Annotated in this window: 16 protein-coding genes; 10 read left to right on the plus strand and 6 right to left on the minus strand. The window is 63.4% G+C overall.

Annotated features, from left to right (window positions below; all coding sequences use genetic code 11):
• The first annotated feature begins 74 nt into the window (after positions 1–74).
• Positions 75–962, plus strand: a complete 888-nt coding sequence (locus QN397_RS06520; protein ID WP_323500452.1) for a type 1 glutamine amidotransferase — start codon at positions 75–77, stop codon at positions 960–962.
• 20 nt (positions 963–982) lie between these two features.
• On the opposite strand, the gene QN397_RS06525 is transcribed toward QN397_RS06520, so the two are convergent.
• Both QN397_RS06525 and QN397_RS06530 read right to left on the minus strand, forming a co-directional pair.
• On the minus strand, positions 983–1,171 hold the full coding sequence (locus QN397_RS06525) for a hypothetical protein (RefSeq protein WP_187053654.1): 189 nt from the start codon (positions 1,169–1,171) through the stop codon (positions 983–985).
• Between the two features lie 26 nt (positions 1,172–1,197).
• Positions 1,198–4,179: a DNA topoisomerase III gene (locus QN397_RS06530; RefSeq protein ID WP_323500453.1), complete on the minus strand. Its 2,982-nt coding sequence runs from the start codon at positions 4,177–4,179 to the stop codon at positions 1,198–1,200.
• Between the two features lie 82 nt (positions 4,180–4,261).
• Between QN397_RS06530 and QN397_RS06535 the strand changes: the two genes are divergently transcribed.
• The 3 genes from QN397_RS06535 to QN397_RS06545 are packed head-to-tail and all read left to right on the plus strand — an operon-like array spanning position 4,262 to position 5,884.
• Complete coding sequence (locus tag QN397_RS06535) at positions 4,262–4,855, plus strand: SET domain-containing protein (protein ID WP_187053652.1); 594 nt, start codon at positions 4,262–4,264, stop codon at positions 4,853–4,855.
• Between the two features lie 4 nt (positions 4,856–4,859).
• On the plus strand, positions 4,860–5,672 hold the full coding sequence (locus QN397_RS06540) for a biotin--[acetyl-CoA-carboxylase] ligase (protein ID WP_323500454.1): 813 nt from the start codon (positions 4,860–4,862) through the stop codon (positions 5,670–5,672).
• Positions 5,673–5,677: 5 nt separating this feature from the next.
• Entirely contained in the window at positions 5,678–5,884 is a 207-nt protein-coding gene (locus tag QN397_RS06545; RefSeq protein WP_323500455.1) for a sporulation protein, read from the plus strand.
• Between the two features lie 5 nt (positions 5,885–5,889).
• Here QN397_RS06545 and QN397_RS06550 read toward each other — a convergent pair whose 3' ends face one another.
• From QN397_RS06550 to QN397_RS06560, 3 genes are read right to left on the minus strand one after another with little or no spacing between them, the layout of a single operon-like run.
• A complete protein-coding gene (locus tag QN397_RS06550) occupies positions 5,890–7,329 on the minus strand; it encodes a sensor histidine kinase (RefSeq protein ID WP_323500456.1) in 1,440 nt (479 codons plus the stop codon).
• Positions 7,326–8,000, minus strand: a complete 675-nt coding sequence (locus QN397_RS06555; protein WP_187053648.1) for a response regulator transcription factor — start codon at positions 7,998–8,000, stop codon at positions 7,326–7,328. Before QN397_RS06555 ends, QN397_RS06550 begins: the two co-directional genes overlap by 4 nt.
• Before the next feature lie 27 nt (positions 8,001–8,027).
• A complete protein-coding gene (locus tag QN397_RS06560; protein WP_187053647.1) occupies positions 8,028–8,501 on the minus strand; it encodes a MarR family winged helix-turn-helix transcriptional regulator in 474 nt (157 codons plus the stop codon).
• 145 nt (positions 8,502–8,646) lie between these two features.
• Between QN397_RS06560 and recA the strand changes: the two genes are divergently transcribed.
• Genes recA through QN397_RS06575 form a run of 3 tightly spaced genes read left to right on the plus strand, consistent with a single transcriptional unit; the run spans position 8,647 to position 11,004 of the window.
• A complete protein-coding gene (recA, locus tag QN397_RS06565) occupies positions 8,647–9,756 on the plus strand; it encodes a recombinase RecA (RefSeq protein WP_323498300.1) in 1,110 nt (369 codons plus the stop codon).
• Between the two features lie 29 nt (positions 9,757–9,785).
• The gene (gene recX, locus QN397_RS06570; RefSeq protein ID WP_323500457.1) at positions 9,786–10,235 is read left to right on the plus strand and encodes a recombination regulator RecX; all 450 of its coding nucleotides are present in this window, start codon (positions 9,786–9,788) and stop codon (positions 10,233–10,235) included.
• Between the two features lie 46 nt (positions 10,236–10,281).
• Positions 10,282–11,004: a hypothetical protein gene (locus tag QN397_RS06575; RefSeq protein WP_323500458.1), complete on the plus strand. Its 723-nt coding sequence runs from the start codon at positions 10,282–10,284 to the stop codon at positions 11,002–11,004.
• Positions 11,005–11,030: 26 nt separating this feature from the next.
• On the opposite strand, the gene argC is transcribed toward QN397_RS06575, so the two are convergent.
• Positions 11,031–11,954 carry an N-acetyl-gamma-glutamyl-phosphate reductase gene (argC, locus tag QN397_RS06580; protein WP_323500459.1) on the minus strand — a complete coding sequence of 308 codons (924 nt, stop codon included), beginning with the start codon at positions 11,952–11,954 and terminating at the stop codon, positions 11,031–11,033.
• A gap of 181 nt (positions 11,955–12,135) precedes the next feature.
• On the opposite strand from argC, the gene sucC reads away from it, so the two are divergent.
• From sucC to QN397_RS06595, 3 genes are all read left to right on the plus strand, one after another.
• Positions 12,136–13,302 carry an ADP-forming succinate--CoA ligase subunit beta gene (sucC, locus tag QN397_RS06585; RefSeq protein WP_187053642.1) on the plus strand — a complete coding sequence of 389 codons (1,167 nt, stop codon included), beginning with the start codon at positions 12,136–12,138 and terminating at the stop codon, positions 13,300–13,302.
• Positions 13,303–13,311: 9 nt separating this feature from the next.
• Positions 13,312–14,205 (plus strand): succinate--CoA ligase subunit alpha, encoded by an 894-nt coding sequence (gene sucD, locus QN397_RS06590; protein ID WP_187053641.1) that lies wholly within the window; start codon positions 13,312–13,314, stop codon positions 14,203–14,205.
• Between the two features lie 93 nt (positions 14,206–14,298).
• Entirely contained in the window at positions 14,299–14,982 is a 684-nt protein-coding gene (locus QN397_RS06595; protein WP_323500460.1) for a TerC family protein, read from the plus strand.
• Positions 14,983–15,002 lie beyond the last annotated feature (20 nt).

The raw sequence follows: 15,002 nt of genomic DNA on the forward strand, positions 1-15,002 counted from the left end.
CGATCGCGCGTTGAAAGGATACTTGGCGTGTCGTCCGACCCCGGGCGAGAGGCCGCATCAGCAGAATATTTCCGATGGCCCAACCTGTTTCCGCCCGACTCAAGATCGGTCTGTCAGCCTGCTTTTCGCACGCCGATCCGGCGCGCGCCCTGTTCAGCAACAAGACCCTGCAATACGTCGAGCAGTCGATCGCGCACTGGCTCATGTCGGCCGGCGCGATGGTCGTGATGGTGCCTTGCCCAACAGGCGAAACTGCGCGCGGCGACACCAAGCTATCGCACTACGCCGAGTGGCTCGATGGCGTCGTCATGCATGGCGGCGCCGACATGTGGCCCGGCAGCTATGGCGAGGTGCCGCTGAAAGACGCCTGGCTCGGTGACCGCGTACGTGACCTGTACGACCTCGCGCTGGTCGAGGCTTTCGAGCAGGCCGGCAAGCCGATCTTCGGTGTGTGCCGGGGGCTGCAGCTCATCAACGTGGCGTTCGGCGGCACGCTGTACCAGGACATCGAAGAGCAGCATGGCCACCCCGAGACCCTTCGCCATCGCGACCCGGTGGCCTACGACCAGAACTTTCACGCGCTCGAGATCGTGCCCGGCACACGGCTCGCCAAGCTCTATCCGGGCGTCGACACGGCGCGCGTCAACAGCATCCATCATCAGGGTGTGAAGGCGCTGGCGCCGGGCTTCGACATCGAGGCATGGAGCCTGCCCGACCGCGTGCCCGAAGCGATCCGCCGACGCGCCGACCGCGGCCGCAGCTACATCGCGGCGACGCAATGGCACCCGGAGTTCCACAAGTTCGGCAGCAAGGAAACGTTGGACGACAGCGCCATCCTCCACGACTTTCTGTGGGCCTGCGCCACCACCAAGGTAACGGCCAAATCGACCTTGCGTGCAGCCCCCGGCAAGATACGGAACCGCGCCGCGCGGCTGTTGCGGCAGGCGCTGCTCAGGCGCTAACCGTCGAGCCTCTGCGGTTCTTAGCGGCTTGGGATCGACTTGGTCGTGGTGTGGGAGACGCTGGCGTCGATCACGCCGAACACCTGGATGCCGCTGCCGCCGCTAGCACTTGTCGCGGCGCTGCTTCCCTGCGATGTGTTGCCTGACGCGCAGCCCGCAGCAGCGCACAGGGCGACGATGGAGACGAAGGCGGAAAAGATGTATTTCATGAGACGGTTACTGAAGGTTCGTTTCATTACGGCGCCAAGGCGCTCAGGTGTTTGCCCACGATACCCGCCAGTTCGAACATCGTCACCTGGTCTTTGCCGAATACTGGCTTGAGCTTGGCGTCGGCATTGATGGCGCGCTTGTTGGTTGCATCCTGCAGGCCGTTGGCCTTGATGTAATCCCACAGCTTCTTGATGACTTCGGTGCGCGCGACCGGCTCGGCGCCGATAACGGCAGCCAGCGCATCGCTCGGCTTCAGGCCGGTGCCCGGCTTGCGTGGCGCCTTGGGCGCCGCCTTCTTGGCGGCAGCGGTCGTGCCTGCAGTCTTCTTCGCCGGTGCCTTTGCTGCCTTTGCTGCCTTGGCCGCAGCGCCTGCTGTAGCTTTCTTCGCAGCCGGCGCCGCCTTGGCAAAAGTCTTGCGCGGCGGAAACTTCGACGTGCGGGGCTCGAACTCGAAGCTCACTTTGCCCTCTTCCTTGTTCCACGACAGGAAAGCCTTGAAGGCGCGGCGCGTGCGCATGCTGACAAACTTGTCGAGCAAGTCGGTCTTGCCTGTGGCGAGCAGCTTCTCGATCTGCGCGCGTTCCACCGGTTGCTGCAGGATGATCTTGCCGCTCTTGAAAGTGCAGCTCGGTGTCGGCTGTTCGACGGTCGGCACCGACTTTTCGCAGACGTAATTGGTGCCGTACTCGAACACGCGCGACGCACAGATCGGGCACGGCCCGAGCGACTCCTGGCCGCTGAAGTCCACGATCTCGCCGGTCTCCGCATTCTTGTCGTCGCCGAAGTCGAATTCCAGCTTCCAGTTCTTCGTTTCTTCTTCGTCGAACTTGAGGACGATCTCCGCGGTGAACGGCCAGCCGGCTTTCGACCGGAAGCCTTCCAGTGGTCCGATGTGCTTGTCGCGAAGCAGTGCTTCGGCCTCGACCACTTCGAAAGTGCGGCCCGCCGGCGATTTGCCGAAAGAGAAGCCGCAAGGTTCCTTGTCCGGCAGCCCGGTGCAGGTGTAGCGCCGGTAGTTCTCTTTGACCACGCCGCCGCAGTTGGGACAGGGCGTCGCGAGTGTCGCGTAGTCGCCTGGGACGGTGTCGCGGTCGTACTCCTTGGCCTTCTTGACGATGTGCTGCGTCATCTCGGCGATCTCGAGCATGAACGCGGCACGCGTCAGCGCGCCCTTTTCCATCTGCGCCAGCTTGTATTCCCACTCGCCGGTCAGCGCCGCCTTCGAAAGCTCCTCGACACCGAGGCCACGCAGCAGCGTCATCAGCTGGAACGCCTTGGCGGTCGGGATCAGCTCCCGGCCTTCACGCAGCATGTACTTCTCGGCGATCAGTCCTTCGATCGTGGCCGCCCGCGTGGCAGGCGTGCCGAGGCCTTTCTCCTGCATCGCTTCCCGTAGTTCGTCGTCGTCGATGGTCTTGCCGGCGCCTTCCATCGCGCCCAGCAACGTGGCTTCGGAGTAGCGCGCGGGTGGCCGCGTCTTGAGCGCCTTGGCGTCGCACGATTCGGTTCGCGCGACTTCTCCGGGCTTCACGATCACAAGGTTTTTGCCGTCTTTTTCGTCTGTGTCTTGAGCGGCTTCCTTGCCGTAGATGGCAAGCCAGCCGGGCTTCACCAGCACCTTGCCGTCGGAACGGAATGCGTATTTCTTGCCGGCCTCGGTCACGGTGCTGATGCGCGTAGTGATCTGGTACTCAGCGCTCGGGAAGAACACCGACAGGAAGCGTCGCACCACGAAGTCGTACAGCTTTTGTTCGGCGTCCGACAGGCCGCTCGGTGCCTGCAGCGTCGGGATGATCGCGAAGTGATCCGACACCTTGGCGTTATCGAAGATGCGCTTGCTCGGCTTGACATAGTTGCCGTCGATCGCCTGCTTGGCGAATGGCGCGAGGTGCTTCATGCCGCTGTTGGCGAGCATCGCCATCGTGTCCTTCACGACGGGCAGATAGTCCTCGGGCAAGGCGCGCGAATCGGTCCGCGGATAGGTGAGTGCCTTGTGGCGCTCGTACAGCGACTGCGCCAGCGACAACGTGGTCTTCGCGCTGAAGCCGAAGCGGCTGTTGGCCTCCCGCTGCAACGAGGTCAGGTCGAACAACATGCCGCTGGCGGTCGTGCTCGGCTTGCTTTCCTCGGTGACCGTGGCGGGCTTGCCGCGCGCGGCCTGGGCGATGGCCAGCGCGTCGCGCTCGTTCCAGACGCGATCGGCGCGCTGCTCTGCATCCGGCTCGCCGCTGGGCAGGAGCGGCGCGTTCGCTTTCTTCCACGCTGGGTCGAAGTACTTGCCTGGGTAGTCGCCGGCCTCGGCCGCAAAGCTCGCGTGCACTTCCCAGTAGTCGCGCGAGACGAACTTGCGGATCTGTTCTTCGCGCTCGACCACTACCGACAGCGTGGGCGTTTGCACGCGGCCCACGGTTGTCAGAAAGAAACCGCCGTCGCGCGAGTTGAATGCCGTCATGGCCCGCGTGCCGTTGATGCCGACGAGCCAGTCGGCCTCGGAGCGCGAACGTGCGGCGTCGGCCAGGCCCTGCATCTGCTTTTCAGTTCGCAGGTGGTCGAAGCCATCGCGAATGGCTTGCGGCGTCATGGACTGCAGCCACAGCCGGCGCACCGGCTTGTTCAAAGGCGTCTTGCCGCCGGCGTACTGCTCGATCAATCGGAAGATCAGTTCGCCCTCGCGGCCCGCGTCGCAGGCGTTGATGAGCTGCGTCACGTCTTTGCGCTTGGCCTGCTTCACGACCGCGTTCAGGCGCGTCTTGGTCTTGTCGACCGGCTTCAGGTCGAAGTGAGGCGGAATCACCGGCAGGTTGGCAAAGCTCCATTTGCCGCGCTTCACGTCGAACTCCTCCGGCGCCTGGATCTCGACCAGATGGCCGACCGCGCTGGTCACCACGTAGGTGTCGTTCTCGAAGTGCTCGTCGTGCTTGTCGAACTTGCCGGCCACGGGCGTGAGCGCGCGGACGATGTCCTGAGCCACCGAAGGCTTTTCTGCAATAACCAGTGTCTTTGTCATATGAGTGCTCTCTATACTCGGCGCCTCGCGTGCGTACGCACGCATGCGCATGTGTGCCTACTCAAACTATCAGACTTCGGCGATGCCCACCAAATCCCCCGTTTCAACCTCTGGCCGCCGCATACAAACGCGCCGCTCGGGCATTCATGGCAACGGCGTGTTCGCCGTGCAGGACATCGCGGAGGGCGAGACGCTGATCGAATACAAGGGCGAAGTCATCAGCTGGAAAGAAGCGCTCCGGCGCCACCCTCACGACCCCAGCCAGCCGCAGCACACGTTCTACTTTCATATCGATGACGGCCATGTGATCGACGGCAAGATCAACGGCAACGCATCCAAGTGGATCAACCACTCGTGTGCGCCGAACTGCGAGGCCGATGAAACCGATGGCCGAGTTTTCATCAAGGCGTTGCAAAACATCGCGGCGGGCGAAGAGCTCAACTACGACTACGGGCTGATGATCGACGAGCCGTACACGGCCGAGTTGCTGGCGGAATTTCCGTGCTGGTGTGGTGCCGAGGCGTGCCGTGGCACCTTGCTCGCGCCAAAGGAAGACGAGAAAAAGAAGAAGAAAAAGAAGGCGAAGAAGAAGGCTAAAGCTGACAAGGTCAAGGCAGAAAAAAAGGTCAGGAAGGCGAAGGGCTCCGGCAAAAAGGACAAGTCCACCAAGGACTGATGACATGGCGCTGAGCCACGCGTGGAATCCGGATCAGCTGGCGGCCGCCACGGCGCCGTGGCGGCCCGACATGGCCATCGAGGTGGTCGAACAGATCGATTCGAGCAACACCGAGTTGATGCGCCGTGGCCGCGCCGGACAACTGGCGCCCGTGTTGCTCGTCGCCGAACGCCAGACCGCCGGCCGCGGCCGCCTCGGACGCCCTTGGCAAAGCGCGCAGGTGGCTGAAGAACCCGCGTCGCTGACCTTCTCGATCGGCTTGCCGCTGGCACCGCGCGACTGGTCGGGCCTGTCGTTGGCGGTCGGGGTCAGCGTGGCGGAAAGCCTCGATCCGCGGCGCGCTGCGCGGCTCGCCCTCAAGTGGCCCAACGACCTATGGATCGATGACCGCAAGCTCGGTGGCATCCTGATCGAGACCGCGTTGCCGCAGGCCACGATCGGTGATGCGGCCTCGCGCTGGCTGGTGATCGGCATCGGCCTGAACGTCGGCCCCAGAGACGCGACCGGCCTCAGTACGGCGCCGGCCTGGGTGCAGCAATGGCTGCCCGACGCCACATCACCGACCGTGTTGCAAATGCTGGTCGCGCCGTTGTTGCGCGACGTGCTGGCTTTCGAGGCGCAGGGCTTTGCGCTCTTCGCCGAACGCTTCGCGGCGCGCGATGCGTTGCAGGGGCGCGAAGTGCAACTCAGCGATGGCACCGTCGGCCGCTGCGAAGGCGTCGGCTGGGGTGGCGAACTGCGCGTGCATACTGAGAACGGCATGCAATCCATCTCCAGTTCCGAAGTCAGCGTGCGCCCGCGTGGGCCGGCGGTCTGAAGTCCATGTTGCGCTGGGTCTTCTTCGCGTTGGTCGCCATCAACCTCGGCTATTTCATATGGTCTGGCGACGGTGGGCCGTCTGCCGGAACCGAACGCGAACCGCAACGGCTCAGCCAGCAAGTGCGGCCCGAAATGCTGCAGATTCGCAAGGGTGATACGGCGGCGCCATCGACCCCTGCGTCGACGACTGACAGCAGCGTCGCGCGCTGAGCCCGTCAGGGCTTGGCGGTGTCGAAGCGAACGCTGAAGAGCGCACCCGGCGACTGCACGCCCGGATGCGCGTCCTCCAGCGTGACAGTGGCCAGATGCTGCCGCGCGATTTCCCGCACGATCGGCAAGCCCAGCCCCGAGCCGTCGGCCTCGTTGCCCAGCACGCGATAAAAGGGCTCGAACACCAGCTCGCGCGCCGACTCGGCAATACCCGGTCCCGAGTCCTCCACCTGCAGCAGCACGATGTGCCCGAACGGATCGGCCAGCACCCGCGCGGTGATCACGCCGGGCCTGTCGGGCGACGACGGCGTGTACGCGATCGCGTTGTCGACCAGGTTGCGCACCAGCTCTTTCAACAGCGTCGCATTGCCTTCGAGCATGACACCTGGCGCACCCGGCTCGACGCCGTCGTAGCCGAGGTCGATGCGCTTTTCGATCGCGCGCGGGACTGCCTCGCGCACGACCTCGACGGTGAGTCGCGCCAGGTCGCACGGTTGCCACGCCAGCGCACCGGCGCCGCCTTCGGCGCGGGCCAACGCGAGCAGCTGGTTCACCGTGTGCGTCGCGCGAATGCTCGAGCGGCCGATCTGCTTGAGCGACTGTTTCAGTTCGTCGGCATTGGCGCCTTCGCGCTGCGCCAGATCGGCCTGCATGCGCAGTCCTGCGAGCGGCGTCTTGAGCTGGTGCGCGGCGTCGGCCAGAAAGCGCTTTTGCGTGGCGATCGATTCCTTGAGCTTTGTCAGCAATCCGTTCACCGAAGCGACCAAAGGCGCGACTTCGTACGGCACCAGCCGATCGTCGAGCGGGCTCAGGTCATCGGGCTTGCGCTCGCGGATTCGCTCTTCCAGTTCCGACAGCGGCTTGATGGCGCGCACGAGTGCGAGCCAGATCAAGAGGATGGCGAGCGGCAGGATGGCGAACTGCGGCAGCAGCACGCCCTTGATGATTTCAGTCGCCAGCACCTGCTGCTTTTCGCGGGTCTCTGCCACCTGCACGAGCACCAGCGGTGCCGTTTCGAGCGGCGGCTGGACCCAGGTGTAGGCCACGCGCACCGTCGCGCCCCGCATCTCGGCATCTCGCATGTGCACCGAGCCGATGGTGGCGGACTCGTCTTCGGGTGGGGGTGGTATGTCGTGGTCGCCACCGAGCGATTCGCCGCTCGACGTCAGCACCTGGTAGTAGACGTGGTCGGTGTCGTCGGCTCGCAGGATCTCGCGTGCCGGCTGCGGCAGGTTAAACAGCACTTGGTCGCCCTGCACCGTGACCAGCTTGGCCAGCGTCTGCACGTTGTACTCCAGCGCGCGATCGAAGGGCGCGTTGGCGATGCCTTGTGCCACCAGCCATGTGAGGCCGATGCTGACCGGCACCAGCAGCAGCAGCGGGGTCAGCATCCAGTCGAGGATTTCCCCGAACAGGGAGCGCTGGCCGCGCTGGAAGAGCTTCACGCCGGAATCTTCTCCAGGCAATAACCGAGGCCGCGAACGGTCGCGATGCGCACCGGACCTTTCTCGATCTTCTTGCGCAGGCGATGGATGTAAACCTCGATGGCGTTGAGGCTCACTTCTTCGCCCCATTCGCACAGCCGTTCGACCAGTTGGTCTTTGCTCACCAGCCGCCCCGCCCGCTGCAGCAGCACTTCGAGCAGGCCAAGCTCGCGCGCCGAGAGTTCGACCATCTTGCCGTCGATGGTCGCCACGCGACCTGCCTGGTCGTACACCAGCGGGCCGTGCTTGATGGCGTTGCTGGTGGCGCCCATTCCGCGCCGCGTGAGGGCGCGCACGCGGGCTTCGAGCTCCTGCAACGAGAACGGCTTGGCCATGTAATCGTCGGCCCCGTAGTCGAGGCCCTTGACGCGCTCTTCGACGCTGTCGGCCGCGGTGAGCACCAGCACCGGGAGCTGTGAGCCACGGGCGCGCAGGCGCTTGAGGATTTCAAGGCCGTGCATGTTGGGCAGACCTAGGTCGAGGATCAACAGGTCGAATTCGCTGTTGGTCATCAACGCCGCATCGGCTTGCGAGCCGGTGGCAACGTGGTCGACTGCCGCACCCGAGGTGCGCAGGCTGCGCAGCAGGGCATCGGCCAGCACCTGGTCATCTTCTGCAATCAGAATCCGCATCGCCACCTCCGGCTTGTTGCGCAAATTCTAGGCTGCGGCGTAGGCTTCGAGGCCGATGGTTACCACGGTGGCGATGTCGTTTCCGACGCTGGCACGAAACTCGTCCTCCGCTTGCGCGACGGCTTTGCGAAAAGCTTCGAGCCAGGCTAGCCCGTCGGCGGTGAACTGCACGCGGCGTGCACGCGCGTCGAGCGGATCGGGGCCGCGGGTGACCAGGCCCCAGGCTTCGCATTGATCGACCAGCGTGCCCATGGCCTGCTTCGTCATGCCGGCGCTCGCGGCCAGCGCCGTGAGCCGCGCGCCATCGCGTGCCAAGTGACGCGTGATGTGGATGTGCGCCGCGCTGATCTGCGAGCGCGCAGCCAGATTCGAGAGCGCCAGCGGCACGTCGACATCGTGTGCCATGAGTGCGAGCACGCGTTCGTCGAAGCGGCGCATCGCATGGCCGAGCAGTCGGCCCAAATGGGTTTGGCGCCATGCGTTTTCGGGGTCCGGAGTCATGGCTTTAATGGTAAATCAAACTGACTAAAAAACGAGTTTACTTAAATCAATGAGCCTCTACACTACTGTTCAAGCATCCAGCCTGTAGTTAAAAGCAGATGGATCGAAGTCATTCCAACCCGTTGATATTCAAGGAGATTCTCAAATGGACGCACTCGTCAAAGGCACCAGCATTTCGGTCGCAGGCAGCGAAAAGGCCAAGGCACTGCAGGCTGCTCTCGCTCAAATCGAGAAGCAGTTCGGCAAGGGAACGATCATGCGGCTCGGTGAAGGCGAGGCGCTGGAAGACGTCCAGGTTGTGTCGACCGGCTCGCTCGGCCTTGACATCGCGTTGGGCGTCGGCGGCCTGCCACGCGGCCGGGTCATCGAAATTTACGGACCGGAATCCTCGGGCAAGACCACGCTCACGCTGCAGGTCATCGCTGAAATGCAAAAGCAGTCAGGCACCTGCGCCTTCGTCGACGCCGAACACGCGCTCGACGTGCAGTACGCGCAAAAGCTGGGCGTGAACCTGTCCGACCTGCTGATCAGCCAGCCGGACACCGGCGAGCAAGCACTCGAAATCGTCGATTCGCTGGTGCGTTCAGGTGCCGTCGATTTGATCGTGATCGACTCGGTCGCCGCGCTCACCCCGCGTGCCGAAATCGAAGGCGACATGGGCGACTCGTTGCCCGGTCTCCAGGCCCGCCTGATGAGCCAGGCGCTGCGCAAGCTGACCGCCAGCATCAAGAAGACCAACTGCATGGTCATCTTCATCAACCAGATCCGCATGAAGATCGGCGTGATGTTCGGCTCGCCCGAAACCACCACCGGCGGCAACGCGCTCAAGTTCTACGCGTCGGTCCGGCTCGACATTCGTCGCATCGGCACCATCAAGAAGGGCGAAGAAGCGATCGGCAACGAGACCAAGGTCAAGGTCGTCAAGAACAAGGTCAGCCCGCCTTTCAAGACGGCGGAGTTCGACATCCTGTTCGGCGAGGGCATCAGCCGCGAAGGCGAAATCATCGACATGGGCGTGACCGCCAAGATCGTCGACAAGTCGGGCGCCTGGTACGCCTACAACGGCGAAAAAATCGGTCAGGGTCGAGACAACGCACGCGAGTTCCTGCGCGAGAACCCCACGCTGTCGCGCGAGATCGAGAACAAGGTGCGCGAATCGCTGGGCATCCCTGTCCTGGCCGAGCTGGTAGAGGCCAAGCCGGTGAAGGCGCCCAAGGCTGAAAAGGCCGAAAAAGCCGAGCAAGCCGACAAGTAAGAAGCAGAGCGGCGCGACGCAGGTTCCGCATGGCCTTTGCTGCCCCGTCTCTCAAGGGTCGCGCCCTGCGTTTGCTGAGTCAGCGCGAACACTCGCGGCCGGAACTCGAACGCAAGCTGAAGAAGTACGAAGAAGAGCCCGGCATGCTGGCGACGGCGCTCGACGAGCTTCAGGCCAAAGACTTCATCAGCGAGCCGCGCGTGGTTCAGTCGGTCTTGAACCAGCGAGCGCCGCGCATGGGCGCGATGCGCTTGCGCCAGGAGCTGCAGAAAAAGGGCATCGGTTCAGAAGCAATCACGCAGGCCGTCGCTGGGCTGCAAGACACCGAGCTGGCCCGCGCCCGCGACGTTTGGGGGCGCCGCTTCTATGCCATACCGCTCGACGCCAAAGAGCGCGGCAAGCAGATGCGCTTTTTGATGGCGCGGGGCTTTGCCGGCGGCGTCGTGGCCAAGGTCCTGAAAGGGACCGTCGATGAGTGAGTTCCTCCGGGCATGATCCGCGTCGTCACACATCGGAATGCAGCTCATGTCGAAAACAAAAACACCCTTCTCCCAGTCCATCGCCCGAACGGGCTTTAAAGCAGGTGCGGCATTTGCGGGGTCCGTTGCCATCGGCGTGGCGCTGGCATCGCTGCTGGGCGGCGGTTTGTTCTTTGTGTATGTCGGCCGGCTCAACGGGCCCGGCATGGCGGGGGCTCGGGCTGGCGGCGCCGGTGCCCTGCTCGCGCTGCTCACCTCTCCGGCCTTGCTGGTGGCGGTGCTGCTCGTCGCTTTTGTGCCGCTGTACGTGATGCTCGGCGTGGCGCAGGGGCGCCGCAGGGCGCTCAGGCATGTCGTCGCGGCGCATGGCGACAGCTTGAGCGAGCGGCTGTCGGCAGCCATCGCTGGCCGCATCGAGGCCATGCCTCGCGCCCATGGTGCGCTTGAGCGCGCGGGCGAGGCGCTGTCAGCCAACGCGTTGGCTGACCAGCTCGCACCGGCGCTCGGCACCAGTCGCGCGGTGCGCCGCATCATCGCCTTCGTGGTCAAGCGTCTACCGCTGTCTGACTTGCTGCGGCAGTGGCGAGCGCAGCGGGAAACGAGCGCACCCGCAGAAGCCGGCAAAGAAGATCCGGCTTTGCGCGCGATGCTGCATCAGCGTGTCGGCGATGCGTTGCACAACATGGCCATGCCTTCGCACACACTGCTGTGGATCGCGCTCGGCGCGCACGCGATGCTGTTCGGCGTCGGGCTCTGGCTCACCCGCTAGTTGCTCGGCAGAGCCGAGCGCCCGGCTCAAAGCCCCAGCATCAACTTCAGGTTTTGCACCGCCGCACCGCTGGCACCCTTGCCAAGGTTGTCGAGCCGCGCAATGACCACCGCATGCCGATGGTCCTCGTTCGGAAACACCCGAATCTCGAGGTCGTTGGTGTCGTTGAGCGCGGTCGGCTCCAGCTTGCCGTCGGCGGTCGGCGGCAACACCTTCACGAACTTCTCGGGCGTGTTGCTCGCCGCGTAGTGCGTGGCGAGCGCGTCGTGTAGATCACCCGCTTTCGGTTTGCCCGGCAGGTCGTCCAGATGCAACGGCAACTGCACCAGCATGCCCTGCTTGAAGTTGCCTACCGACGGAATGAACACCGGCCGACGCGTGAGTCCCGTGTACTTCATGATTTCCGGGATGTGCTTGTGCTTCAGGCCCAGCGCGTAGATCTCGTAGGGCGGCGCGTCGCCTGTTTCATACGCTTCGATCATGGTCCGGCCACCACCCGAGTAGCCGCTCACCGATGGCAGCGCGATCGCGAAGTCAGCCGGCAAGATCCCTGCATCGACCAGCGGACGCACGATGGCGATCGACCCGGTCGCATAGCAGCCCGGGTTGGCCACGCGGTCTGCCTTGGCCACGACCTGCCAATGCCCCGCCACCAATTCCGGAAAGCCGAATGCCCACGCCGGATTCGTCCGGTGCGCGGTCGAGGCATCGATGATCTTCGGCTTCTTGCCCGGCAACTGGTCGATCAGCGCGACCGATTCGATGGCCGCGTCGTCGTGCAGGCATAGCACCACCAGATCGACGCCGCCCATCAGGTCACGCTTGGCGTTCACGTCTTTTCGGAGCTCCGGCGCGATGCTCACGACCTCGATTTGCGGCATCTTCTGGAGCCGCTCGCGAATCTGCAAACCGGTGGTACCGGCTTCACCGTCGATAAAGACTTTGGCCATAGCTTTTGTCAGGAGAAAGTACGTATTGACCGCAGCGCAAAGTGCGCGTTAATGCGGCGCACCATGATACAGTCCGCGGTTGTTCGCCGCCCCCAGCCGTCAGGTTGCCGTCGCCTGCGGACAACAGCCGATTCAGTCTCCAGATCTCCCCGTTCGCAACCTCCTTCCGAGAAACACCCTCATGAAGATTCACGAGTACCAGGGCAAGGAAATTCTTGCCAAGTTCGGCGTGCCGGTCCCCCGCGGCATTCCGGCCTACACGGTCCAGGAAGCGGTGGAAGCCGCTCAAAAATTGGGCGGCCCGGTTTGGGTCGTCAAGGCACAGATTCACGCCGGCGGCCGCGGCAAGGGTGGCGGCGTCAAGCTGGCCCGCTCGATCGATGAAGTGAAAAAGCTCGCCGGCGAAATCCTCGGTATGCAGCTCATCACGCATCAGACCGGCCCTGAAGGCCAGAAGGTCCGCCGCCTGCTCATCGAAGACGGCGCCGACATCAAGAAAGAGTATTACGTCTCGGCCGTGACCGACCGCTCCACGCAGCGGGTCGCTTTCATCGTGTCGAGCGAAGGCGGCATGGACATCGAAGGCGTCGCACACGACACGCCTGAAAAAATCCACACCGACTTCGTCGATCCGGCCCTCGGCCTGACCGTCGAGCAAGGCACCAAGCTGGCCGCCAGCATCGGCGTGCCGGAAGCATCGCAAGCCCAAGCGGTCGACGTGATGCAGAAGCTCTACAAGATCTACATGGAGACCGACGCATCGCTCGTCGAGATCAACCCGTTGATCCTCGAAGGCAACGGCAACATCAAGGCGCTCGACGCCAAGTTCAACTTCGACCCGAACGCGCTGTTCCGTCACCCTGAACTGGTCGCCCTGCGCGACCTCGACGAAGAAGACCCGGCCGAAGTCGAAGCCAGCAAGTTCGACCTGGCCTACATCAGCCTCGACGGCAACATCGGCTGCTTGGTCAATGGTGCCGGTCTGGCGATGGCCACCATGGACACCATCAAGCTGTTCGGCGGCGAGCCGGCCAACTTCCTGGACGTGGGCGGCGGTGCCACCCCCGAGAAGGTGACCGAAGCCTTCAAGATCATGTTGAAGAACAAGAACGTCAAGGGCATCTTGGTCAACATCTTCGGCGGCATCATGAAGTGCGACACCATCGCTACCGGCGTGATCGCAGCCTGCAAGGCAGTGAACTTGAGCGTTCCGCTCGTCGTGCGCATGAAGGGCACCAACGAAGTCGAAGGCAAGAAACTGCTGGCCGACTCGGGCCTGCCCATCATCAGCGCCGACACCATGGCGGACGCGGCCCAAAAGGTCGTGGCAGCAGTCAAGAAAGTCTAAGGAAACGTCATGTCGATCTACATCAACAAAGACACCAAAGTCATCACCCAAGGCATTACCGGCAAGACCGGTCAGTTCCACACTGAAAAGTGCCAGGAATATGCCAACGGCAAGAACTGCTTCGTCGCCGGCGTGAACCCGAAGAAGGCCGGCGAGTCGATCTTCGGCATCCCGATTTTCGGCTCGGTGAAGGAAGCCGCATCGCAGACCGGCGCGACCGTGTCTGTGATCTACGTGCCGCCACCGGGCGCCGCCGCCGCGATCTGGGAAGCTGTCGAAGCCGACCTCGACATGGCGATCTGCATCACCGAAGGCATTCCTGTCCGCGACATGCTCGAAGTGCGCAACAAGATGCGCGCCAAGGAAGCCGCCGGCGGCAAGAAGACGCTGCTGCTCGGCCCCAACTGCCCCGGCCTCATCACGCCGGACGAAATCAAGATCGGCATCATGCCGGGTCACATCCACCGCAAGGGACGCATCGGCGTGGTGTCCCGTTCGGGCACGTTGACCTATGAAGCCGTGGCGCAACTGACCGAAATCGGCTTGGGCCAATCGTCGGCAGTCGGCATCGGCGGCGACCCGATCAACGGCCTGAAGCACATCGATGTGATGAAGGCCTTCAACGACGATCCCGACACCGACGCGGTCATCATGATCGGCGAAATCGGCGGTCCGGACGAGGCCGACGCGGCCCGCTGGTGCAAGGACAACATGAAGAAGCCGATCGTCGGTTTCATCGCCGGTGTCACTGCGCCCCCCGGCAAGCGCATGGGCCACGCCGGCGCGCTGATCTCCGGCGGTGCCGACACGGCAGACGCCAAGCTCGCCATCATGGAAGAGTGCGGTTTTACCGTGACGCGCAATTTCTCCGAACTGGCCAAGCTGCTGAAGGCTCGCCTGTAAAAAGCCTCTGCTTTTTGCAGCGACCCGACGAACTAAGCGCTCGCAATTCAGGTTGCGAGCGCTTTTTTCGATTTACAAAAGACGAGACAACACATGGAATTGCTTCAAAGCGCTGATTTCTGGATCGGCTTGCTCAAGATTGTGTGGATCAACATCATCTTGTCGGGCGACAACGCCGTGGTCATCGCCATGGCTGCCCGATCGCTGCCGCTGGCGCAGCAAAAGAAGGCCGTGTTGTTCGGCTCGGGCGCCGCAGTCGTGTTGCGCATCGCACTCACCGTGGTCGCTGCAAAGCTGCTCGCATTGCCGTATCTGCAGATCGTCGGCGGGCTGCTGCTGCTCTACATTGGCGTCCAATTGTTAAGCGAAGGTGACGAAGAAGAGGGAGAAGGTAAGGAATATGGCACGATGATGACTGCCGTTCGCACCATCCTCATCGCCGATCTGGTCATGAGCTTGGACAATGTGATCGCGGTGGCCGCTGCTGCACAGGGCGACACCACGCTGCTGATCTTGGGCCTGGCCATCAGCATTCCACTCGTCATATTCGGCAGTACGCTCATGATCAAACTGATGGAACGCTTCCCGATCATCGTCATGCTCGGCGCCGCCCTCATCGGCTGGGTCGGCGGCGAAACCATCGTCAGTGACGTCACGTTGCGCGACACGCTGGCCGGGATGCCCTGGTTGCACTACGTCGGCGCCGCTTTGGGAGCGGCTTTCGTGGTCCTTGCCGGACGATTTTTGCAAAAGCGGACGCACGTCGCCGCCCACTGATTTCGGAGCCTGAATCCTGT

The sequence above is a fragment of the Variovorax sp. RTB1 genome, from assembly GCF_035018765.1.
GTDB lineage: Bacteria > Pseudomonadota > Gammaproteobacteria > Burkholderiales > Burkholderiaceae_C > Variovorax.

Coding starts and splice junctions, on each gene's coding strand:
- QN397_RS06575 (WP_323500458.1), top strand. CDS start 10,282: ATGTCGAAAACAAAAACACCCTTCTCCCAGTCCATCGCCCGAACGGGC.
- QN397_RS06545 (WP_323500455.1), top strand. CDS start 5,678: ATGTTGCGCTGGGTCTTCTTCGCGTTGGTCGCCATCAACCTCGGCTAT.
- argC (WP_323500459.1), bottom strand. CDS start 11,954: ATGGCCAAAGTCTTTATCGACGGTGAAGCCGGTACCACCGGTTTGCAG.
- sucC (WP_187053642.1), top strand. CDS start 12,136: ATGAAGATTCACGAGTACCAGGGCAAGGAAATTCTTGCCAAGTTCGGC.
- QN397_RS06535 (WP_187053652.1), top strand. CDS start 4,262: ATGCCCACCAAATCCCCCGTTTCAACCTCTGGCCGCCGCATACAAACG.
- QN397_RS06595 (WP_323500460.1), top strand. CDS start 14,299: ATGGAATTGCTTCAAAGCGCTGATTTCTGGATCGGCTTGCTCAAGATT.
- QN397_RS06540 (WP_323500454.1), top strand. CDS start 4,860: ATGGCGCTGAGCCACGCGTGGAATCCGGATCAGCTGGCGGCCGCCACG.
- sucD (WP_187053641.1), top strand. CDS start 13,312: ATGTCGATCTACATCAACAAAGACACCAAAGTCATCACCCAAGGCATT.
- recX (WP_323500457.1), top strand. CDS start 9,786: ATGGCCTTTGCTGCCCCGTCTCTCAAGGGTCGCGCCCTGCGTTTGCTG.
- QN397_RS06520 (WP_323500452.1), top strand. CDS start 75: ATGGCCCAACCTGTTTCCGCCCGACTCAAGATCGGTCTGTCAGCCTGC.
- QN397_RS06525 (WP_187053654.1), bottom strand. CDS start 1,171: ATGAAATACATCTTTTCCGCCTTCGTCTCCATCGTCGCCCTGTGCGCT.
- recA (WP_323498300.1), top strand. CDS start 8,647: ATGGACGCACTCGTCAAAGGCACCAGCATTTCGGTCGCAGGCAGCGAA.
- QN397_RS06530 (WP_323500453.1), bottom strand. CDS start 4,179: ATGACAAAGACACTGGTTATTGCAGAAAAGCCTTCGGTGGCTCAGGAC.
- QN397_RS06560 (WP_187053647.1), bottom strand. CDS start 8,501: ATGACTCCGGACCCCGAAAACGCATGGCGCCAAACCCATTTGGGCCGA.
- QN397_RS06555 (WP_187053648.1), bottom strand. CDS start 8,000: ATGCGGATTCTGATTGCAGAAGATGACCAGGTGCTGGCCGATGCCCTG.